We start from the raw sequence: 21299 nt of genomic DNA, 5'->3' as shown, positions 1-21299 counted from the left end.
CTGATCCTGCCTGACCCAGTTGCGCAGCCCCTCGGCGCTGACGCCGAGTTCCCGGGCCACCTCGGTGACGGTCCTGCCGGAGGAGCGGACGAGGGTGAAGTTCCACCTTGTGCTTGGACAGCGGGTGTTGACGCTGCGGGGGTGAGATCCTGCGTCGCCAGGGCTCTGGTTTCGAGCGGGGTGACGTAGCCGTATTCGGGGTGCTCGCGCAGGCGGGTGCGGTGGTACTCGACCTCGATGAAGTGGAAGACGGCGGTCCGAGTGCGTGATGCAGCCCTCCTTCAGTACGCCGCGGGCGGTGGCCGTCCGCAGGGCGTCGACGTCGAGCCCGGCCCGGTGGTGGCCGGCCGTCGCGCAGCCGATCACTTCGCGTGTGGCCAGATCGATGACCGTGGCCAGCTACCGCCGGCCGGCCAGCGGGGGCAGGCAGGTGATGTCGGACACCAGCTTCGTGCCGGGCCCCGGCGGCCTCACGGCCCGCAAGGCGGGCGACCTCGGTCACCGTCTTCTCCGAGGACAGCGCCGGCGCGACCGAGTCCCGCTTGGACTCGGCCGTGTACCGCTGGCTCGTATTGCTCTTCTTGCTCACTACCTGGAACTGCTTCCTCCGGGACCTGTCGTCCCGGTATCAGGCTGTCCAGGCCGAGGGTGGAACTTCACTCTGGGGGCGGCGTCCTGATGGAGCATCTGTGGCCGGGAGATGCCCGAGGGCTTCCGCGAGGACATCGGCGCGCACCCCGGACGTCCCGCCGGGTTCGCGGGGCGGGCGGACGAGTTCCCATCGGGCGTCGGACAGCTCGCCGGGGTGGCGTCGCCTGGCCCGCGGGTCGTTGAAGTACGGAACCTTCACCCGGCGCGGGCGGGCACGTCCGGCGTGTTCCTCCAGGGTTGGTTCCTGATGTACAGCCGGTGGGCGAAATCGACCGCCTCGGCGGCCACCCTGCCGGTCTCCTGGTACTCGTCCGGCAGCCGGACGTAGTTGACCCTGAGGTCGGGGCGGCACCCGCGCAGGGCTTTGGCTTCGTAGGTCTCCGGGCCGTAGGAGATGCCCTGTGCCCCTGTCCGGATCCCGTGGGCGATCAGCTCGTAGTAGACGAGGTTCAGGTAGACGCTGTGCTTCCGGGCTTCCGGGTCGAGGCCGAGCATGCGGGGCTGCAGGATGCCGTTGTCTTCGTAGGAGAGCACGAATGCCTCCAGCGATCCGTTCCTGTGTACCTCGAGCAGGACGCATGCTTCCCCGACATGGCGAATGACCCGCTCGACGAGTTCCGTGATTCCAGCCGGGTCGGGAGCGTGGCCGTACTGGGCCATCTGGCTGACCAGGAGGGCGACGTGTTTGCTGCTCATGGAGCGGGGGTCTGCCGGAACGACCTGGAAGCCGCCGCCACGGAATGCGCGGATGTCGCGCCTGAACATCGCACGTCGGGATTTCGAGAAGGAGGCGAGGTAGTCATCGAGGCTCTCCCATTCCAGGTCGAGGACGCAGTCGGCTGCCGTGGTGAAGGGGATGTAACCGCGTTCCTCCAGCGCGGTCCGCGTCTTCGTGTCCGCGGCGGGCACGTGCATGACCGCGGTGGTGGGCATTCCCGACTCCGACGCCTTCCGCTCCAACAGGCGGAGCGCGGCGTCGAACTCGGCGGGCTGTGCGTCGTCCGCGTGCAGCAGGCCCGGCCGGTACCCGGCCGGCAGGACGGACACCGCTGCCGGGTAGAGGGAGTCCTTCGCGCCGCGCAGGAGACGCACGGCGTTCTCCACCCGCGAGTTCCGCTCCTCGCCGGCCTCCGGGGGCGAGGGGGCGTCGCGGGTCAAGAGGGCGACGGGGTTCACCAATTCCCAGTCGGAGGGTCCCATGGTGTACGACACCGTGGCCACCCTGGGACCTTCCGTCGTCGAGACCATCACGTACGCGCAGCCCTGCGCGAAGTGGCCCTCCTGCATCGTCAGCCAGGGAGAGGTTCCGTACAGGGAGGACGGCAGGGCGTCCCACGGGCCGGCGATTTCGGCCATGCGGAGGTGAGGAGAGGCTTTCGGACCGGACACAAGGAGCATCCCCTCTGTTGTGCGCGCCGCGTCGATACGAGGAGTGCCCGCTCGGGAGGAGCATCTCTCGTGCGGAGACAGGGGTGTTGGGGGGGGGGAACTGTCAGCTACCTGCCTCGACAGGCTTGATGATAACTATGACGGAGATGCAGGTCCATGGGGCCCGGGACTGCCCGGCACGGCCTGATGGCCGGAGCGCGTCAATGAGATTTCTCCCAAAGAGGGGCAGATGTTGCTTTCATCGCCTTCCGTTCCTCTGTGTCGAATTGGTCTGAATAAAGGGGTTTATGATGCGGCGTTTGCTCATGGTCGGAATGGGGGCGGTGGGGTCCGAATACCTCCACTCGGCCGCGCGTCACGGCATGGAGACGCGGATCGTGGAGAACCCGGAGAAGCTCCGGAGTCTCGGGCTGGAGTCCCATCCCTCCTGTCCCGTGACCGGGGACACCGAGGAGGAATGGGTGGCGGCCGCGCTCGCCGCGGCCGCGGACTGGCGCCCCGACGCGGTCCTCCCTTTCGGGGAGGACCATGTGATCGCCGCCGCCTTCGTCCAGGAGGCCCTGGGGCTGCCCGGCCCCTCCATGAAGGCGGCGGTCGTCTCGCGCAACAAGGGACTCCAGCGAGCCGTCTTCGCGGCTGCCGGGCTGCCGCAGCCCGAGTATGTGGTGACGGACGACGTTGCATCGGCCGGGCCGTGGGCCGAGGACCGGTTCCCCGTGGTCGTCAAGCCGCTCTCGGGCTCTGGGAGCACCGGGGTGGTGTTCGCCCCTGGGCCGCAGGAACTGGCCCGGGTGGGAGGGGCGTACGAGGGGAAGCCTCGTGTACTGGTCGAGGCCGCCTGCCTGGCCCCCGAGTACAGCTGGGAGGCACTCGTCCACCACGGAGAGGTGATCTTCGAGAACTACACGGCCAAGGAGACCACGGGGCCTCCGCAGTTCGTGGAAGTGGCACACCGCTCCGGCTTCGTCTTCGAGTCGCCGCTGCTCGCCGAGCGGGCGCACCGGATCGCCCACGGGGTGGTGCAGGCCATCGGGATGCGCGACGGGATCGTCCACCTCGAGTTCAGGCTGGACGACGACTCCGCCGCAATCATGGAGGTCGCGGTCCGGACACCGGGCGACTGGCTGATGGAGGCCACGGGCTTCGCCCACGGTTTCAATATGTTCGAAGCGCTGATCCGGATATCGGGCGGTGAACGGCCGGACATCCCCACCGGGCCGGAGCCCGTGCGCTTCGCGGGCACCTGCCAGTTCGGGGCCGAGCCCGGACGGGTGGTGTCGATCGAGGGCGTGGAAGAAGTACGGGCGCTGGAGGAGGTCGACCGCGTCTGGGTCGGCGCGGTGTGCGGTGACGAGGTCCGCGAGCTGAGGTCCTCCTTCGACCGGGTGGCGGCAGTGCTGGTCGACGCTCCCACTGCGGCCGCACGCGAGGGAGCCATCGCCAAGGCGCGGAAGACCTTGCGAGTGACCACCGAACCCGTTCCCGTACAGGACGCGTGATGGGGCACAGCCGGCTCGATCGGACGGGGGCGGGCGGGCAGGCGCCGACGGACGTGAGGAGGACCCGTGCTTACTACGTGGGCTACGGGGTCTCCATGCTCGGCAGTGGGATGGTCCTGCCCATCACCGCGATCTTCCTCCGGTCGGAGGTCGGGCTGACCATCGGCCAGGTGTCGGTGTACTTCGCCCTCAACGCGATCCTCGGAGTCCTGGTCAACCCCTTCGCGGGCGTCGCGTGCGACCGTTACGGGCCGAAGGCCCTGGTGGTCCCGGCGGTGGGCCTGCAGGTGCTGACGCCGCTGGTGCTGGCTGTGACGCAGTCCTTTCCCACGGCGGTGCTCGCTGCGGTCCTGTCCGGTGTCGGAAACGGTGTCTTCTACGCCTGCCTGACGCCCCTGATCTCGTCCCTGTTCGGGCCCGAGGGGGTCGGTAGGGCCTTCGGGAACCAGTACCAGATAGCCAATATCGGCTACGTCGTGGGCGCGGTGGCCAGCAGCGGCCTGGTGGAGCGGATGGATTCCGCCGGCTACCGGGTGGCCTTCGTGCTCAACGCCGTGAGCTTCGTGGTCTACGGACTGCTCGTGGTCTGGATGGCCGAGCCGGTGAAGACGGCAGGTTCGGCCGCACGGCGTCCTTCCTGGAACCTGAGGTCCTCCTGGAGTCCCTATCGCGACCTGAGGTTCCTGCCGCTCATCGCGGTGCAGTTCTGCGTCGTGGCGTTCGGGCTGTCCCAGATGGAGAGCGTGCTGCCTCTCGTGCTGCGGGACTACGGCGGGTTCCCGATCTTCGCGATATCGCTCTACATCGGGATCAACGCCAGCGTCGTACTGGTGCTGCAGACACCGGTCACGCGACTGGTCGGCAACAGGTGGGGGCCCCTGCGCGGTCTCCGGACGGCCCTTGCGGTGTGGGGCGTCTCGATCGTCTTCGGCATCCTCAGCCTGTACCTGGACGCCACCGTCGCCAAATTCGTGGCCCTGGCCGTGTTCGCGCTGCTGGGGGCGGTCGGTGAGGCGCTGGTCGCCCCGAGCATGCAGCCACTGGTGGTCGAGCGGGCGCCGAAGGACCGGTTGGGGGCGTACTCGGCCTCGATCTCCCTCGGGCACGGTTTTGCCGCAGCGGCAGCCCCGTTGCTGTGCATGGCGGTGCTCGGCGGACTCGGCACTCCCGGGTACTGGGCTCTCCTCGGGGCCGGTTACGGCCTCGGTCTGCTGTCGCTGAGGCTCTACGCCCGCACTGCGGCGCCGGGCACCCCGAGCCCCGCTCCTCCGGACGGCCGATGAGCGTTGAGCGGACTGAGAGCGGCCTCGGGCGGTGGGCTCCCCTTGCGCGTGATTCCACTGCCCGCGGGCCGTTCATGCCTTCAGCTCCAGCCGCAAGCCTGCCGTCACCGCCTTCGCGGCGGCGACCGCCTCCATGGGCGTCTTCCCTGTGGCGATGACCTGTCCGAGGCAGGGCAGCGACGGGTCGATCCTGCTTCCCTCGGAGATCCACAGGTCCAGGCGGTGGATCCTCTCGTCCGGGACCTCCCAGAGGCGCTCGATCCTGTGCAGCTTCCTGCCGCCGATGTCTCCCAGGTGGTCGGGGGCGCGGAAGTACCCGAGGGCCGCGGCCCCGCAGAGATCGCCCCCCTCGGCCTTTGGGGGCGGGACGAGGCGCTGCTGGCTCAGTTCGACAGCGACAGCGGCGTAGTCGACGCCCGAGCACAACCGCACCATCTCGGGGATGAAGGCCCCACCGCTCCTCGGGTTGACCTCGATCACGCGTACCCCGTCGGCCGCGACCCGCAACTCGACATGCACCATGGTGGACGTGAGACCACAGGCGCGGGCGGCGGCTACGGCGACCCCGCACGCTTCCTCTTGCTCCTCCCTCGGGCGCCTGCTGGGAAAGTTCATGTTGATGAGCTGGAACTGGCGCAAGCCGTCGACGGGTTCGTAGTCGTATTCGGCGTCGCACACCGCCAGTACATGGACGTCTTGTTCATCCATGGCCAGCTCGACGGTGAGGTTGTGTCCGTCGATGTACTGCTCGATCAGCACGAGGTCGTTCTCGAGGGGGCCCGAGGCCCCCAGCCGGGCGCTCAGCGCTGCCGCCCGGTGGAACTCCTCGGGGGAGTCCACGCGGAACACCCCGCGGCTTCCCGACAGACATCCGGGTTTGACCACCAGCGGAAAGTCGTAGCCTGCGGGAACTTCCGCCTGCCGGCTCGAGGGGACCGACGTGAAGGAGGTGCTGGGGACGCCGGCCGACGCCAAGGCACGCCGGGACGCCGCCTTGCCCATGGCGGTCGCCACTGCCTCCGGTGCCGGGCCGGGCAGTCCCAGGCCTTCGGCGACGGCGGCCGACAAGGACGCCAGTTCGTCGTTGAAGGTGACGACTCCGCGGACGGCCTCCTTGCTGCCGTACTCGACGAGACGGGCGACGTGCTCGCTCGGTGTGCTGTGGAGGCCTTCGACGACCATCTGGCCGCGGATCGGTTCGGGTAGCTCGGGCAGCGGGTGCTCGCAGGCCACGACAACGTCACCTCTACGCCGCTTCAGGGACTCCAGGACGAAGGGCCGGAACTTCGGTTGCCAGCCGATGACGAGGACCGTCTGGTCGGACATGACCATAGGTGAGACACCCAATCTGTGATCGGCGCTGGGGACGGAACCGCCCGGGGAGGAAGAAGGCCGCCTTCCTGCTGCGAGCCGGACACCGGCCTGTCGGGGAGCCGCGAACCACAAGGCCAGCGCGGCGTACGGGGTGGCGTGCCTACCGGCCCGTCCGGCCCTCCTGGGTCGTGACTCCTGCGACAAGCGCTGTATTTGAGCCGTTACTTGACTGATCATAAGGGCAGCCGTCAATATCAACTTGACGACGTCGTCTTCGGTCCGGTCGAGATCGAGTTCTGTAGGCAGCAACACTCGGACTGAACCGGGGAGACCTGTACGGTGGAGCCAACTTGTCGGAGAGCGCGGCAGAGAATCCTTGAGTTGGCGCGTTCGCGCCCTGTTCACCTGGGTTCCTCCCTTTCGGTCGTCGAGATCCTCTACGCCGTTCTACGGACGGCCGGTATAGACGCCACGACCGTGGACTCGCCGGACCGGGACCGTTTGGTCCTCAGCAAGGGACATGCGGTCTGGGGCTTGTACGGACTCCTGGAGGAGGTCGGCCTGAAGATACCCACAGGCACTCTTCCGGGGCACCCCGTGGAATCGACGCCCGTCATCGACGGAGCCACAGGCGCACTGGGGCACGGCTTGGCCATAGGAGCCGGACTGGCGGTCGGCGCCCGCCTCGACGGCTCGCCCCGGCGCACGTTCGTCGTCATGGGGGACGGCGAACTCGACGAGGGCTCGGTCTGGGAGGCCGCCCTCTTCGCCGGCCACCAGCGGCTGAACTCACTGGTGGCCGTGATCGACCGCAACGGTCTCCAGCAGGAAGGGCCGACCGAGGAGATCCTCGCCCTCGAACCGCTGCGTGAGAAGTGGGAGGCCTTCGGATGGGGTGTCGACCACGTGGACGGTCATGACCTCGACGACCTGATGCGGTCATTGGCCGTGTGCGATGGCGACCGTCCGCGGGTTCTGATCGCACGGACGGTCAAGGGCAAAGGGGTGTCGTTCATGGAGCACGACCCGAGCTGGCACGCCGGCATGGTTGACGACGCCCAGTTCCACGAGGCCGTCGCCGAACTGGAATCAGGTAGGTCGTTCGCGTAATGGACCTTCCCATGAGGCCAGCGGTGGCCGAATGCCTCGCTGAAGCCGCCGAGTCGGACGAGTCGCTGGTCCTGGTCGTCGCGGACGGCCATGCCCTCGGCCTGTCCCTGAAGGCGGCCCATCCCGAGCGTTTCATCGACGTGGGGATCGCCGAGGCCACACTGGTCGGGGTGGCCGCGGGGATCGCGCGTACCGGCCGGCGCGTGGTGGCCGCGGCCATGGCGCCGTTCCTCACCCGCCGGGCCACGGAGCAAGTGCGCAACGACGTGTGCAACGCCGGACTGCCGGTCACCTTCATCGGGGTCGGGGGCGGGCTCGGCTACGGCACGCTGGGTCCGACCCACCATGCGCCCGAGGACCTGGTCACCTTCGCCAACATGCCCCACACACAGGTCTTCTGCCCGGCGGACGCCCCCTCCGCGGCCTGGGCCGTGCGACAGGCGCTGTCCTTTGCCGGCCCGGCGTACGTGCGCCTGGGCGCGCGCGCCGACCGTCTCGTCTTCGAGGGTGCCACGCCGCGTGACGCCTCCCAGGGGGACCTGCTGCGCGGTCCGGAGGACACCGACGTCCTGCTGATCTCCGCCGGCGCCACCGTGGCCGTAGCCCTGGACGCCGTGGACGAGCTCACCCGGCGCGGTGTCACGGCGTCAGTACTCGCGCTGACCCTCGTCTCGCCGTTTCCCGAGTCCCGGGTACGAGAACTGGCCTCCCGGGCTCGGGTGGTCTGTGTCGTCGAGGAGCACCTCCGCTCGGGCGGCATCGGTGAGGCCACCGCCAGGGTCCTCGCGGACCGGCAGGGCAGTATGTGCTTCCACTCCGTCGACAACCGCTACCCGCCGGTCGCCGGGAGGGAAGACCTCTTCACCTTCTACGGCATCGACGTCGGACACGTCGTGGAAAGCGTCACCGCCGAACTCGGTAACCAGGCCCATCCCCCGACCGCCCTTACCGGGAGGCAACAGTGAATATCGTCATAGGTGCCCAGAGTTGCGGTTTCGGTCCTGTCTCCAAAGCCTGCGTCGTGGCGCGGTCGCTCTCCGACCATCGGCGTGTGTTCATCGGCGACTCGTTTGCCGCCGCCTTCGCCCAGGCCAATCCGGACGTCTTCGACGAGGTACACGAGACGGGTGACCGACCGGTCGACATAGACGCCCAACTGGCCGCCTGCGATCTGGTGGTCTCAGTGATGGACTCCGACCTGGTGATGCGAGCGGTGGCCGCAGGCCGGCCCGTGGCGATGGTCGACAGCCTGTTCAGCTTCTGGCAGCACGACCGTTCCCTCCAGGAGATCGCTGACCTGTGCGCCTCCGCGCCGCGGGGCCGCTACGCCGGACTGGCCGCGCACTTCGGGAAACTCAGCCCGCACGAGCAGATCCTGGCGGCGCACATGCTGGCGGACCAGTCGATCCTGCAGAACTTCCCGGGGGTGACCGAGAGGGTCCGGGAGGTCGCCGCGCTCTGCGGCACCGCCTTCCACGTCACCGGATCGATCATCGACAGCGAGGGACTCCACGACGCCGTCCCGGCGGCCGGTGACGTGCGGCACGACCTGGTGATCAACTTGGGCGGCTTCAAGAACTTCTTCCTGGACTTCGAGGAGAACAACGACTACCTCGAACTGATCGATGTGTGGATCCGGGACCTGCTGACGGACTGGGACCACCTCGACAGCGTGCTGGTGTGCGGTGGGGCCTTCCGCGGACCCCGGCAGAAGTCGATCACGGTGAACGGGCGTACCGCCAGGTTCACCTGCCTCTCACAACGGCCGTTCCTGCGGGAGGTCGCCGCCGCCTCCCACTACATGATGACCCCGGGGCTCACGGCCCTGCACGAGGCCATTGCACTGGGCCGGCTCCCGATGGCGCTGCCCGAGCAGCACTACGGCCACGTGGTGAACATGCGCATGCTGAAAGGCACTCACTTCGCACGAATGGGCGCCACGCTCGCCGTGCCGGGCGTGGACTACCCGCTGATCGAGGACGATTTCGAAGGAACCCGGTGCATCGTCGCGCAGGCGCGGCGGTTGCTGGACGACAGCCGCGGGCTGGGGGAGTTCCGCAGGATGATGGGCGAGTCCACCCGGAGCTTCTTCGACCTCACCGAGGCCGACCGTGCCCAGGGCCTCGCGGAACTGCGCCGAACCCTCGACGGGCCCCCCGTCACCAGCTTGCTCAGGAACATGAGCGAGTCCATCTCGGAGGTGTCGTGTGCTTGATTTGACCGAGACCGGTTCCCCTGTCGGGGACGCGCCGGTCGCCGGGGTTCTCGCGCAGGTGCGGGAGCAGTTGGCCGAACTCGTCGCCGGACAGCGCCCCGACTCCGCCTGGGAGGCGCGCCACTTCGTCTCCCGCGGTGCCCGCACCGTCTCGCGTCGGCTGTTCGTCGAGGTGCTCTTCGAGGACCGTCCCGTGTGGATCGCCAAGGTCCCCCTCAACCCCGCCGACACCATGGTCGACCGGGAATGGGAGATCCTGGCCGGTCGGAACTGGACGCGGCCCGTGTTCGAGACGCCGGTGCCCCTGGCCCGTCTGCCGCGCGGTTTCGTGATGTCCTGGGTGCCGCAGGCCGATTTCCCCGAGGCGCTGTCGACTGCCGGGACCGGTGCTCCGGCTCTACTGACACGTGCCACGGACGCGGTCGCGGCGCTGCACGGGGACGGGCGGCACTCCGACGCGCGGGAGCTTGTGGAGGACTTCCTCGGTCCCGGCTTCCACGAGTTGCCCGAGTCCGTCGTCACGTTGCTGGAGCGCTCCCGGACCGGCCTGTTCCACGGCGACCTCGGACCGTGGAACCTTCGTGTCTCCGACGAGGGGGCGCTCGGGCTGATCGACTGGGAGGACTGCAGGGAACAGGGCGTCCAGGCAGTCGACGTGCTCAATCTCGGCATGACGTCGGTGCTCGCGGCCGACTCCGGCTACCAGAGCCGGACGATGGACTCGCTGGTCGACGAGATGCTCGATCCCGCCTCGCCGATGGGAGCGGCGATCGTCGCGTCGCTGCGGAGGTACGCCCGGTCCACGGACCAGTGTGTCCGCGACGTCGGAGCGCTCGTACCTCTGTTCTGTTTGTGGATGGAGGAGCGCATACGGCGGCAGGGCCGTGCCACCAGCCACCTCTTCTACGCGCCGCTTCGGGCCCGCTTCGCCCGGGACGGCCACCGATGGATACAGGAGCTCGGAAGATGAGGCGCATTGACGATCCCTTCGGCTTCGGCGGGCCCACGACGCTCGACGGCCCCTATGACGTCGTTGTCGTCGGGGCCGGTCCCGCAGGACTTTTCGCGGGCCACCGTGCGGCGGCACTGGGTGGCCGCGTACTGGTCGTCGAGGCGGGGCATGGGATGTACGCCAGTCTGTGTCCGCGGGTCCGCGCCGCTGCCTCCGGACGCCCGATCCGGGACCTGGAGAAGTTCCGGATGCAGTGCAAGCGGTGCACGTGCCTGGTCGGAGTGGGAGGGGCGGCCTTCCACTTCGACACGAACCTCGGGTACATCAACGGTCTCACCCGGTCGAAGATCGAGCGTGCTTCCGACGGCACGACCCGCTCCTACAGCGGTCTGGAACGGGCCCTGGGCGACTTCGACCGAGCCCGGGACCTCGTCGCCTCCGTCTACGAGCAGTTCTACGCCTGGGGGCTGACCCGTACGTCCCCGGCACAGGCTCCGGAGCCCGCACCGGCCGACCCGGCCGCGCAGAGCGCGCACCACCGTACGGCGAGCGCGGTCTTCCAGCACTCCGACGCCGCTCCCTCCCAGGAGATCACGGTGGACGAGTCGCTCGTCGTGGTCGGTGCGCTCCTCGAGGAACTGCGATCCCTGGGTGGAGAGCTGCTGATGGGCACCCGGGTCACCGCAGTGGAGCGCGACGATCGGGGGATGTTCACGATCACCGCCGGAGAACACCGTCTGACCAGCCGCAACGTGGTGATCGGCGCGGGCAAGCTCGGACTCGATTGGGTGCGCGGCGTGATCGGCACCCTCGGTGTCGGCCACCTTTCTCCCCGGAAGGTCGATCTCGGCGTCCGTATCGAGTCCTGGCGGGATGACCTCGCGCCGCTCACCGAGGCCTGTCACAACCCCAAGCACTCCTTCCTCAACGACCGGGGGGACTCCGTGCGCACCTTCTGCGTGTGCCCGGGCGGGCGGCTGATGGCCTACGACTTCGCCGGAGGCCTGGCCTTGGACGGCCAGCACTGCATCACCACCCCCACGACCAGATCCAACTTCGGCGTCGTCACCAATGTGACCGTGCCCGACGGTGTCGACGGCACCGACTTCGCGCTCGAATTCTCCCGAGCCGCCATGAAGACGGGGGAGGGCCGGCCGGTGGTCCAGCATGTCGGTGACTTCCTGGGAGAGCCGCTCTCCGGCCCCCCCGTGCCCTGCAGCCTGCTCGAGACCACCGAGACGGACCTGCGGGCGCTCCTCGGGCCGGAACTCAGCTCGGACGTCGAAGGAATGATCACCCGGCTCAACAGGCTCTCCCCCGGCATGGTCGGAGCGCACGCGGTGATCGCCGCCCCGGTCGTCGAGCGGGTCTATCCGGACCTCGAACTGACCCACGACCTCGAAAGCACCGTCCCCGGCCTGTTCTTCGTCGGAGACAGCTCATCGAAGATCATCGGCGTTACCTATGGAGCCGTCACCGGCCGAGTGGCCGCTGAGGCGGCGATGTCCCGATGACCGCTCCGATCGTCCTCCCGGCGCCGCGGACCTCCCCGGTGCCCGGAGAACCCTGCGAGCCCGCGAGCGCGCCGTGGGCGGCCGCGCTGCACGCACTGGCCGACCGGCACGGCCTCGACCCGGCACGGCTGCTCGCGGTGCTGACCGGGCTCGTGATCCGCCGCTACGGATGCGGTTGGTCGACCGAGACGCGGACCGAGGTCTGGTCGCCGGGCGACTGGCCGGGGGACGCGGCACTGCTCGAGCTTGCCGCTCACGGGGCCGCCGACACGGTGGGCCCGGTCAGGATCCGGGTGGCGTCCGCCGGCGCCCCGCCCGCCGGAGCGCAGGTCCACGCCGAGGTGGCCCCGGGTTCTGTCACGTTCACCGTCACCGATGCGACCGTCGACGAGCACCGGCTGGTCCGTCTCATCGCCCATACGGGTCGCGCGCTGGCCGCGCTCGAGGCCAGGCCGGACGCGACCGTCGCGTCGGCCGACATCCTCACCGACGAGGAGACGTCGTTCCTCGAACGCCACCAGGGCAGTGTCGTCACCTACCCCGACACCACCCTGCACCGGCTCTTCCTCGCCACGGCCGCGCGCCGACCGGATGGAATCGCCCTCGTCGACGGCGACCGGACCACCACCTACGCGGAGTTGCGCGCCCTGGCGACGACCGTGGCGGCTGACCTCGCCGCGGCCGGCGTGACGCCGCGGAGCATCGTGGGTCTGGTCGGCCCCCGGTCCACCGAACTCTTCGCGGGTCTGCTCGGCATCCTGATGGCCGGTTGCGCCGTCTGCTACCTCGATCCGGTCTTCCCCGCCGCGTACCGGGAGGCCGTGGCCGATCAGGCTGGAATTCGGACCGTGGTGACCACCCGGGCCGGACGGGAACAGGTCCCGGCCCCGACCCGGCACGTCGTGGAAGCCCGGTCCTCCGTGCCCGGTCCGCCCCCGGCACCGGTGAGCGACGGCGGGGTCGGCCCGGAGGACCCGGCGTACGTGATCTTCACCTCGGGCACCACCGGTACGCCGCGAGGAGTGGTGAGGCCACACCGGATGCACACCTCGCGGATCGCCTTGGAGCAGTCGCTGTACGCGTTCGGTGACGGCGACCGTCACCTGCTCAAGTCACCCATCAGTTTCCGTGAGTTCCTCTGGCCGTTGGCGAGCGGGGGCACTGCGGTCATCGCCCGGCCGGGTGGCGAGAAGGACGACCGCTACCTCCTCGGCCTCCTGGCCCGGGAGAGGGTGAACGTGGTGAGCTTCGTGCCGTCGATGCTCCGCGTCCTCAGCGCATCCCCCGAGTTCCACCGGCTCGAGGACCTGCGGCACGTTTTCGTCGGCGGTGAGGCTCTTGACACCGCCCTGGAAGCACGGGTCCGCGCCGCGGGCCCCGCGGTGCACAACACCTACACGCTCACCGAGTACGACTACGCCACCCATCGCAGCGGGCCCCGGGAGGGCACCACCTGCTCGATCGGAACCCCGCTGGACAGCACCATCCGCCTGCTCGACCCCGACGGCCGGCGCGTCCCCCCGGGGTGCTGGGGCGAGGTGTACGCCGGGGGCCCCGGGCTCGCGACGGGCTACCTGGGCGCTCCGGCGCAAGCGGCTCGGCGTTTCCTCGACGTCGACGGCCTGCGCATGTTCCGCACGGGCGATCTCGCCCGATTCCTGCCCGACGGCCACCTCGAGTACGGCGGCCGGCGTGACCTCCAGATCAAGGTCCGCGGGCTGCGTGTGGAACCAGGTGAGGTGGAGTCCGTCCTGCGTGCCCTTCCTGGGGTGGTACAGGGCTCGGTCGTCGGACAGCCGGACAAGGAGCAGGGGGCCCAGCTGGTCGCCTTCGTCCAGCCGGACCCGGACAAGGAGGTCACCGCCGCCGGTCTGCGCGCGGAACTGGCGGAACGGCTCCCCGCACACTGTGTTCCCCGGCTGATCGTGATGCTGCCGGTGATGCCCCTGCTACTGAGTGGCAAGATCGACCGGTCCGCCCTGAAGCCTCCCTCGCGCGGCGTCCTGGAGGGCGCCCGGCCGATCGACGGGACCGAGGCCGAGCTCGCCGCCCTCTGGTGCTCGGTACTGGGCCTGGAAGAAGTGGGCACCGACCTTCCGTTCGTCACCGCAGGGGGCGATTCCCTGCGCGTGCTGGTGCTGCGAGCCGCGATGGAGGACGCGTTCGGCATCGTCGTGCCGCTCGGCGAACTCATGAAGCGAGTGACAGTGCAGGAGCAGGCCGTCCTGGTGCGTGTCCTGCAGGACCAGGACGGCTCCGGCGGCCAGGAGCAGGGAGCCAGCCAGGACCAGGAGGCGCTTTCACCTGGAGCCGACAGCGGGCAGCGCCGCACCGGGATAGAACAGGCCCGGCTGCGCCGTCGTGCCGCGAGGGCCAGGAGTCGGCGTGACTGACATCGCTGTGGTGGGGCTCGCCTTCAGCTTTCCGGGAGCCGGCGGCGAGGACGCGCTGGACGCCCTTCTCCTGTCGGGGAACGACGCCGTCGACCGGGAGCCGTCCTCACCCGCTCGCGCTCTTCCCCCGGGGGCGAGCTGGGTGAGCGCCTCGGCCCGGCTGGAGGCGCCCTTCGACTTCGACCCCGGCCTGTACGGGATGTCGCCCCGGGAGGCGCTGCTGACCGATCCCCAGCACCGGATCTTCCTCGACCTGGCGCGCCGGGCTCTCGAGAACGCCGGGGTCCGGGGCGGCGCCCATACGGAGATCGGGGTCTACGCGGGCTGCGGGACGAATCGGCACGAGCGGCTGCTGGAGCAGAGCGGGATCACCGACGCCACCGACGGCAATCTGGTGGAGACCGGCAATCACAAGGACTATTTCGCCTCCAGGATCAGCTACCGGCTCGACTGCCGGGGCCCCGGTGTGACGGTGCAGTCCGCGTGCTCCACCGGACTGCTGGCCGTGCACCTGGCCGTGCAGGCGCTCGAGTCCTACGAGTGCGAGGTCGCGCTGGCCGGTGCGGCAGCCGTCCGGGTGCCCTTGGAGCACGGCTACGCCGCTCACCCCGGAGGCATCGGCTCTCCCAGCGGTGCCTGCCGCCCGTTCTCGGCCCGCGCCGACGGCACCGTGCCGGGCGACGGGGCCGGCGTCGTGCTGCTGGCGCGCTGCGAGGACGCACGGGAACGCGGCTGGCCGGTACGGGCCGTGATCCGGGGCACCGCGGTCAACAACGACGGCCGCAAGGACGCCTTCTCCTCCGTCAGCAGCGCTCGACAGCAGGCCCTGATCCGCGACGCCCTGGAGATCGCCGGGCTGCGCGCGGAGCAGATCGGCTACGTGGAAGCCCATGGTTCCGCCACCGCGCTGGGTGATGCCGTGGAGTGGGACGCGCTCTCCCGCGTCCTGCCGCACTCCGGGGTCGGCTCGGTCAAGTCCCAGCTGGGACACCTGCGGGAAGCGGCCGGCATCGCAGGCCTGATCAAGGCCGTCCTCTCGGTGGAACGCGGTGTTCAGTACCCCAGCCTGCACCGGGGACGGGCAGCCGATTACGTGACCGACGGGGGCCCCGTCCTGGTCACCGAGCCGAAGGAGTGGACCGACTCGCCGCGGCGCGCGGTGGTCAACTCCTTCGGACTGGGCGGTACCAACGTGAGCGTCGTTCTCGAGCAGGCACCGTCGGCGCCCGGCGCCGCGCGGGTGCCGGAAGCGGCGCAGGTCCGAACGCGGACCGTCGCCACGCCCCACGTGCTGCCCGTGTCCGCGGCCGGAGCCGAGACCTGCGTGGAAACAGCCGACGCGGTGGCCGGTGTCCTCGAATCGGGCGCGTCGACTGCCGGGGTCGCCCGCACCCTGGGCGTGGGCCGTGAGGCCCGCCCGTGGCGTCGTGTGGTGGTCGCCACCACACGTGAGGAGGCCGTGCACGCCCTTCGGAGCGTCACACCCCGCAGGGCCACTCGGACCGCCCGCATCGGGATGGTGTTCTCCGGTGTCGGCGACCACTATCCGGGCATGGGCCACGGCCTGCGGGAGTGCATACCGGGGTTCCGTGCCCACCACGATCGAGCGGTCGCGCACGCGCAGCGGCACACCGGGGTGGACCTCTCCGCACTGTTCACCGCCAGGCGGCCGCGGCCCGCGTCCGGAGGCGGGATCGACCTGAGGGCCATGCTGCGAGGAGGAGGCACCGTCCCTCCCACGTTCGACGGGCCCCTCGTCGCACACGCCGCGCTGTTCACCCTTCAGATGTCACTGCTTCACTCACTTGAGGACATCGGCCTGCGACCGGCCGCGGTCTTCGGCCACAGCCTGGGCCAGGTCGCCGCCTCCTACGCCGCCGGTGCCCTCGACGAGGACGACGCCTACCGCCTTGTGATGGCACGGGCGGGACTGCTGGCCCGCGCACCCGAGGGCGCCATGCTGGGAGTTCTGGCCGCGGCCGAGGAACTGCCCGAGCTGCCGCCCGCCGTGCACGTGGCCATCCGTACCTCGTCCCACTCGTGCGTGGTCGCCGGGGAACCGGCCGGCATCGACCTCTTCCGAAGGACGCTGGACGAACGAGGGGTCGGCCACCGCACCGTGGCCGACGGCCTGGCCCTCCACACACCCCTCATGGACGCCCTGCGTCCGGAGGTGAGGGAGCTGGCCAGGGGAGTCGTGCGACCGCCGAAGCTGCCGATCGTGGTGGACACCACGGGTACCTGGGACACCGGGGAGATGGCCGGTCCGGACTACTGGCCCGACCAGTTGTCCAGAACCCTTCACGTCGGTGACGGCATCCGCGCCCTGGCCGACCGCTGCGACGTCCTGTTGGAGATCGGTCCGGGGCAGCTGCGGACCATCGCCCGCCAGAGCGGTCTCGATCCCGCGTCGGCCGTCACCACGGTGCGCCGCGGTTTCGATGAGCGTGACGACGGGACCGTGTTCCTTTCGGCTCTCGGCCGCTGTTGGGAGGCGGGCGCTCCCGTCCGCTGGGAGTCCGCGTGCGCGTTCACCGTCCAGCCGGTGCCCCTGCCTCCCACCGCGTCCCGCCCACGACACTTGATCGTTTCGGGGGACCGTATCGCAGCGGCGGCGCCCAGCGGGTCCACAGCGCATCTCCTCGAGCCCGGAGCGGAGCCGGGCACGGGCTCTGGCACCCCCGCAGCGGCGCGCGTGCGGGACGGCTTGTCCCGCGCCGGGCAGGTCGGGGAGACGGTGCGCGCGGCGTGGTCCGCCGTTCTCGGGGTGGAGCCGGTCGGGGACGACCACTTCTTCGACCTCGGCGGCGACTCCCTGATGGGCCTGCGTCTGATCGCAGGCCTCTCCGACGCCCTCGGGCGGCCGGTGCCGTCCGCGGTGGTCTTCCACCGGGCACGACTGGACGAGATGGTGACCTCGATCGAGCACTGGATGCGTACGGGTGAGGTTGTGCAGGAGTCGTGCGAAGGAACGAAGGAGGCCCGATGACCTCGTGGACGGAGCAACCCGTAGGTGTCGTGGGCGCCGGCACCATCGGCGTGAGCGTGGCACACGCTCTCGCCCGGTCGGGCGTACCGGTCGTCATCCATGACGTCGTCCCGGACGCCCGGGCGCGGGTGCGGAGCGGGATGGCCGACCTGGAGCGCCTCGCCACCCTGCGCCGCGGCAAGGGGGCGTCGGCGGACGTCTCGGTGACCGCGGACCTCGCCGACCTGGCCCGGACCTCACTGGTCGTGGAGAACGTCGTGGAGGACCCGGCCGTGAAGGTCGAGGTGCACACGGCGCTCGGCCAGGTGCTCCCCGAATCGACCGTGGTGGCCGTCAACACGTCCGCCGTGCCGATCACGACGCTCGGCACGGCACTCGGCGACCCCCGCCAAGCGGTCGGGGTGCACTTCATGAACCCGGTCGCCCTCATCGACACCGTCGAAGTGGTCAGCACGCCTTTCACCGGTGAGGAGTCCCTCCGCACGGTGAAGAGCCTGCTGCGGCACATGGGCAAGCGACCGGTGGTGGTCGAGGACCGGGCCGGGTTCGTCATCAACCGCAGCCTGATGCTTTTCGTCAACGAGGCCATCGCGACGCTGGACGACGGAGTCGCGGACGCGCGCAAGGTCGACCAGCTGTTCCGCGGATGCCTGGGCCACCGGTCCGGCCCCTTGCAGACCGCCGATCTGATCGGCCTCGACACGGTACGGGACACCCTTCTGGTGCTGCGTGAACACCACGGGGACAAATTCACCCCCGCGCCGCTGTTGGACCGGCTGGTCGCTGAAGGACGCCTCGGCCGCAAGAGCGGCTCAGGGTTCTACGACTACTCCAGGACAGGAGGCAGCCATGCATGACGCTCCCGCTCATCCCGACGTTCGCGCAGATGTGCTCGACTTTCTCGGCCGGTATGCCGACTCGGTCGACGACATCGGCTCCGACGAACCGCTCATCAGCAGCGGCATGTTCGACTCGATGGTCGCCGTGCAGCTCATCGACATGATCCAGCGCCGGTACGGCGTCGAAGTCGAGGACCAGGACTTGGACATCGCGAATTTCGACACCCTGGACGGCATCCAGCGCTTCGTGGAGAGCAAGAGGAGGAAACGACTGCCATGACGGACGGTCCTCTCGGCGCGTTCTCGGACCTGCTCCGTGCCCACGCGGACGAACTCGAGGTCTGGGACGCGGAGGGCGGCGTACCGCGGGAATTCGTCGCCTCCCTCGCCTCGACAGGCGTCCTGGGCGCCATGCTCGGACCCGAGGCAGGGGGAACGGCGTGGACCGTTCCCGAGTACGTGACGGCCTGCCGCCGGCTTGCCGGCCATTCCCCTTCCGCCCAGACTCTGCTGACCGCGCACGCCATGGTCTGCCGGGCTGTGGAGCGCTGGGGATCGGCGTCCTCGCGCAAGGACCTCGAGCCGCTGGCTCGGGGGGAGGCGCTGGGGGCCTTCGCGCTCACCGACGACTCCGCGGGCAGCGACGCCCGCCGTCTTGGCACCTCGGCCGTCGAACAGCCCGGCGGGTGGCGTCTGGACGGTGTGAAGCGGTGGGTGTGCTTCGGCCTCCAGGCATCCCACCTGCTGGTGTTCGCCAAGGCGGATCAGGGCGACGTCGCCTTCGTGGTGCTGTCGTCCGACCCCGGTGTGCGCATCGAGCCGGACGAGCCTGTGCGGGGGCTCGCCACGGCACACCTGGCGAAGGTGCACCTGGAAGGAACGCTGGTTGCGGCGGACCGGATGGTCGCCCGGCCAGGCTTCGCGGTCTCCCAGGTGGCGACCCGGACGCTGCGCCTGGGGCGGCTGTGCGTGGCGGCCGGGGCCCTCGGCATCGCCGAGCGGTGCCGCGACCTTCTGATAGCGCACTCCACGTCCAGGCAGCAGTTCGGCGGTCCGCTCAGCGATCTCGGCGGTGTGCGGTCGAAGATTGCGGAGGCGGCCCTCTCGACTCTGGCGGCGGAGCATTGCGTGCGGGAGGCGGCCGAGGCCCTGGAGCACGACGATCCGGAGGTGGAGCGGCTGGTGATCGCCGCGAAGCTCACGGCGACGGCGGCGGCCACCACCGCCGCGCGCGCGGCCGCCCAGGTCCACGGCGCACGGGGACTGGTGGCGGGCTCCGTCGTCGACCGCCGGGTCCAGGACGCGCGGGCCATGGAGATCATCGAGGGCAACACCGAACTCCTCACGGACGCCTTCGTGACACAGAGCCTTGCCGAGTGGCGGCAGCGTCGACAGGAACGTGCCGTGCCCCGTGAGGGCGGCCAAATCCGGACAGGGGGAGCGGAGTGAACCGGTCACGAACCGCACCGCAGGTGAAGGTGGTCGTCTGGGACCTCGACAACACCTTGTGGGACGGCGCGCTGGTCGAGGGTGCGGACGGGACGCCGAGGCCGTCCGTGGTGCGGATCATCCAGGAGCTGGACGGGCGGGGGGTGTTGCAGTCGGTGGCGAGCAAGAACGACGCCGCCGTCGCCATGCCCGTTCTCGAGGCCGCCGGGCTGGCCGAGTTCTTCCTGTACCCGGAGATCTCGTGGAGCCCCAAGTCCGACGCGGTGAAGCACATCGCGGCTGCCCTGAACGTCGGGACCGACACGGTGCTGTTCGTGGACGACGATCCCTTCGAGCGCGCCGAAGTGGCCGCGAGCCATCCCGAGGTGCGTTGTGTGGACAGCCGCGATGTCCACACCCTGCTGACCCGGGACGACATCCCGGCGCCGGACGCGGTCCCGGCCGACTCCGTCTCACGCCGCGAGCTGTACCGACGCGAGGAACGACGCCAAGCGGACGAGAGGGTCTTCACCGGCACCAAGAGCGAGTTCCTCGCCTCACTCCACCTCCGGCTGGCCATCCGGGACGCGCGCCCCGAGGACCTCACGCGCGCGGCGGAGCTCACCACGCGCACCAACCAGCTCAACACCACGGGTCTGGCCTTCGGGCAGCGAGAGCTCTCCGCGCTGACGACGGATCCCGGGCACTCGGTACTCGTCCTCGAACTCGAGGACGACTTCGGTGAGTACGGCATGATCGGCGTGGTGGTCGTCCGCCACACCGACGACGAGATGCGCGTGCGGCTGTTCCTGCTCTCCTGCCGTGTGATGGGCCGCAACCTGGTGCCCGCGATCGTCGCCGAACTCGCGGACGCGGCCCGTGCCCGGGGTGTCGCGCTCACCGCGGACTTCGTCAGCACCCCGGTCAACCGGCCGATGTACGTCACCTACCGGTTCGCGGGCTTCCGCGAGCAGGACGAGCGCGACGGCGTGAAGAACCTGGCCCTGGCCGGTTCGCCGTCCGAAGCGGCGACCGCGCACGTGCGGATCACCGATCGCCCAGTCACCCTTGGCACCACGAAAGGCAGTCACCAGTGAAGGCATTCACCGACCGCTGGATAGAGAACTTCTCCGGCAAGTACGACAACGAGACGCTGGGGGAGATCACCTGGGTCACCGGCGCGGTGAACCCGCCGGTCGCCGAACTGGTCGTCTCCCTCACCATCGAGCCCGGGGCACGTGTGATCGACCTCGGATGCGGTGCCGGAGTCCAGTCGGTGTTCTTCGCCCAGCACGGTTACCGGGTCACGGGCGTCGACGTCTCGCCCCAGGCGCTGAAAGCTGCCCGCACCCTGTCGGGCTTCTACGGAGTCGATGTCGACTGGGTCGAGGCGGACGTCCTCGAGACCGGGCTGCCGGCCGGCGAGGCGGACCTCGTGCACGACTCCTTCATCTTCCACAACATCCGCCCCGAGGCCCGGAGTGCCTATGTGGCCGAGGTCGCGCGGCTGTTGAAGCCCGGAGGCCGGATGGCGGTCGTCGGCTTCTCCGACCACATGGTGCCCGGCAGCGGACCGATCCGGCTGACTTCCGACGACATCCTCTCGGCCTTCCTGCCGCATTTCGCCGTCGACGAACTGCGCCGGTTCCGCAATTTCCCCACGGCCAAGAAGCCGGACCAGTGGCACTGGTTCGCTCTGCTGACCCGGCGGTAAGGACAATGG

The 21299-nt window shown here is 69.8% G+C and carries 17 protein-coding genes; 14 read left to right on the top strand and 3 right to left on the bottom strand.

Annotated features, from left to right (window positions below; genetic code table 11):
• Both AB0I73_RS31575 and AB0I73_RS31570 read right to left on the bottom strand, forming a co-directional pair.
• On the bottom strand, window positions 1–366 hold a 366-nt coding region (locus tag AB0I73_RS31575; RefSeq protein ID WP_363043115.1), incomplete at its 3' end, for a transposase.
• Window positions 367–846: 480 nt separating this feature from the next.
• A complete protein-coding gene (locus AB0I73_RS31570) occupies window positions 847–2007 on the bottom strand; it encodes a GNAT family N-acetyltransferase (RefSeq protein ID WP_363043113.1) in 1161 nt (386 codons plus the stop codon).
• A gap of 338 nt (window positions 2008–2345) precedes the next feature.
• Here AB0I73_RS31570 and AB0I73_RS31565 point away from each other — a divergent pair, with 338 nt between their 5' ends.
• Window positions 2346–3539: an ATP-grasp domain-containing protein gene (locus AB0I73_RS31565; protein ID WP_363043119.1), complete on the top strand. Its 1194-nt coding sequence runs from the start codon at window positions 2346–2348 to the stop codon at window positions 3537–3539.
• 53 nt (window positions 3540–3592) lie between these two features.
• Window positions 3593–4822, top strand: a complete 1230-nt coding sequence (locus tag AB0I73_RS31560; RefSeq protein ID WP_363043111.1) for an MFS transporter — start codon at window positions 3593–3595, stop codon at window positions 4820–4822.
• 72 nt (window positions 4823–4894) lie between these two features.
• Here the strand turns inward: AB0I73_RS31560 and AB0I73_RS31555 are convergent, their stop codons facing one another.
• Entirely contained in the window at window positions 4895–6148 is a 1254-nt protein-coding gene (locus AB0I73_RS31555; protein ID WP_363043109.1) for an ATP-grasp domain-containing protein, read from the bottom strand.
• 327 nt (window positions 6149–6475) lie between these two features.
• Between AB0I73_RS31555 and AB0I73_RS31550 the strand changes: the two genes are divergently transcribed.
• The 12 genes from AB0I73_RS31550 (at window position 6476) to AB0I73_RS31495 (ending at window position 21290) form a co-directional block, all read left to right on the top strand.
• Entirely contained in the window at window positions 6476–7246 is a 771-nt protein-coding gene (locus AB0I73_RS31550) for a transketolase (protein WP_363043107.1), read from the top strand.
• Between the two features lie 11 nt (window positions 7247–7257).
• On the top strand, window positions 7258–8211 hold the full coding sequence (locus AB0I73_RS31545) for a transketolase C-terminal domain-containing protein (protein ID WP_363043105.1): 954 nt from the start codon (window positions 7258–7260) through the stop codon (window positions 8209–8211).
• 86 nt (window positions 8212–8297) lie between these two features.
• Window positions 8298–9461 carry a hypothetical protein gene (locus AB0I73_RS31540; RefSeq protein ID WP_363043103.1) on the top strand — a complete coding sequence of 388 codons (1164 nt, stop codon included), beginning with the start codon at window positions 8298–8300 and terminating at the stop codon, window positions 9459–9461.
• Window positions 9454–10431, top strand: a complete 978-nt coding sequence (locus AB0I73_RS31535) for a phosphotransferase (protein ID WP_363043101.1) — start codon at window positions 9454–9456, stop codon at window positions 10429–10431. Before AB0I73_RS31540 ends, AB0I73_RS31535 begins: the two co-directional genes overlap by 8 nt.
• Window positions 10428–11927: an NAD(P)/FAD-dependent oxidoreductase gene (locus AB0I73_RS31530; protein WP_363043099.1), complete on the top strand. Its 1500-nt coding sequence runs from the start codon at window positions 10428–10430 to the stop codon at window positions 11925–11927. The genes AB0I73_RS31535 and AB0I73_RS31530 overlap by 4 nt, the downstream gene beginning before the upstream one ends.
• Window positions 11924–14320 carry a non-ribosomal peptide synthetase gene (locus tag AB0I73_RS31525; RefSeq protein WP_363043097.1) on the top strand — a complete coding sequence of 799 codons (2397 nt, stop codon included), beginning with the start codon at window positions 11924–11926 and terminating at the stop codon, window positions 14318–14320. The genes AB0I73_RS31530 and AB0I73_RS31525 overlap by 4 nt, the downstream gene beginning before the upstream one ends.
• Window positions 14313–17309 carry a beta-ketoacyl synthase N-terminal-like domain-containing protein gene (locus AB0I73_RS31520; protein ID WP_363043095.1) on the top strand — a complete coding sequence of 999 codons (2997 nt, stop codon included), beginning with the start codon at window positions 14313–14315 and terminating at the stop codon, window positions 17307–17309. Before AB0I73_RS31525 ends, AB0I73_RS31520 begins: the two co-directional genes overlap by 8 nt.
• Complete coding sequence (locus AB0I73_RS31515; RefSeq protein WP_363043093.1) at window positions 17306–18166, top strand: 3-hydroxyacyl-CoA dehydrogenase family protein; 861 nt, start codon at window positions 17306–17308, stop codon at window positions 18164–18166. Before AB0I73_RS31520 ends, AB0I73_RS31515 begins: the two co-directional genes overlap by 4 nt.
• Window positions 18159–18428 (top strand): acyl carrier protein, encoded by a 270-nt coding sequence (locus tag AB0I73_RS31510; protein ID WP_363043091.1) that lies wholly within the window; start codon window positions 18159–18161, stop codon window positions 18426–18428. The genes AB0I73_RS31515 and AB0I73_RS31510 overlap by 8 nt, the downstream gene beginning before the upstream one ends.
• On the top strand, window positions 18425–19597 hold the full coding sequence (locus AB0I73_RS31505; RefSeq protein WP_363043089.1) for an acyl-CoA dehydrogenase family protein: 1173 nt from the start codon (window positions 18425–18427) through the stop codon (window positions 19595–19597). Before AB0I73_RS31510 ends, AB0I73_RS31505 begins: the two co-directional genes overlap by 4 nt.
• Window positions 19594–20673, top strand: coding sequence for an HAD-IIIC family phosphatase (locus tag AB0I73_RS31500; RefSeq protein ID WP_363043086.1), 1080 nt, complete (start codon window positions 19594–19596; stop codon window positions 20671–20673). Before AB0I73_RS31505 ends, AB0I73_RS31500 begins: the two co-directional genes overlap by 4 nt.
• The gene (locus tag AB0I73_RS31495; protein ID WP_363043084.1) at window positions 20670–21290 is read left to right on the top strand and encodes a class I SAM-dependent methyltransferase; all 621 of its coding nucleotides are present in this window, start codon (window positions 20670–20672) and stop codon (window positions 21288–21290) included. The genes AB0I73_RS31500 and AB0I73_RS31495 overlap by 4 nt, the downstream gene beginning before the upstream one ends.
• The last annotated feature ends 9 nt before the right edge of the window (window positions 21291–21299 follow it).

The organism is Streptomyces sp. NPDC050388 (assembly GCF_040655635.1).
GTDB lineage: Bacteria > Actinomycetota > Actinomycetes > Streptomycetales > Streptomycetaceae > Streptomyces.
This window is presented reverse-complemented; position numbering and strand designations above follow the sequence as displayed.

Coding starts and splice junctions, on each gene's coding strand:
- AB0I73_RS31570 (WP_363043113.1), bottom strand. CDS start 2,007: ATGGCCGAAATCGCCGGCCCGTGGGACGCCCTGCCGTCCTCCCTGTAC.
- AB0I73_RS31565 (WP_363043119.1), top strand. CDS start 2,346: ATGGTCGGAATGGGGGCGGTGGGGTCCGAATACCTCCACTCGGCCGCG.
- AB0I73_RS31555 (WP_363043109.1), bottom strand. CDS start 6,148: ATGTCCGACCAGACGGTCCTCGTCATCGGCTGGCAACCGAAGTTCCGG.
- AB0I73_RS31545 (WP_363043105.1), top strand. CDS start 7,258: ATGAGGCCAGCGGTGGCCGAATGCCTCGCTGAAGCCGCCGAGTCGGAC.
- AB0I73_RS31530 (WP_363043099.1), top strand. CDS start 10,428: ATGAGGCGCATTGACGATCCCTTCGGCTTCGGCGGGCCCACGACGCTC.
- AB0I73_RS31525 (WP_363043097.1), top strand. CDS start 11,924: ATGACCGCTCCGATCGTCCTCCCGGCGCCGCGGACCTCCCCGGTGCCC.
- AB0I73_RS31515 (WP_363043093.1), top strand. CDS start 17,306: ATGACCTCGTGGACGGAGCAACCCGTAGGTGTCGTGGGCGCCGGCACC.
- AB0I73_RS31510 (WP_363043091.1), top strand. CDS start 18,159: ATGCATGACGCTCCCGCTCATCCCGACGTTCGCGCAGATGTGCTCGAC.
- AB0I73_RS31505 (WP_363043089.1), top strand. CDS start 18,425: ATGACGGACGGTCCTCTCGGCGCGTTCTCGGACCTGCTCCGTGCCCAC.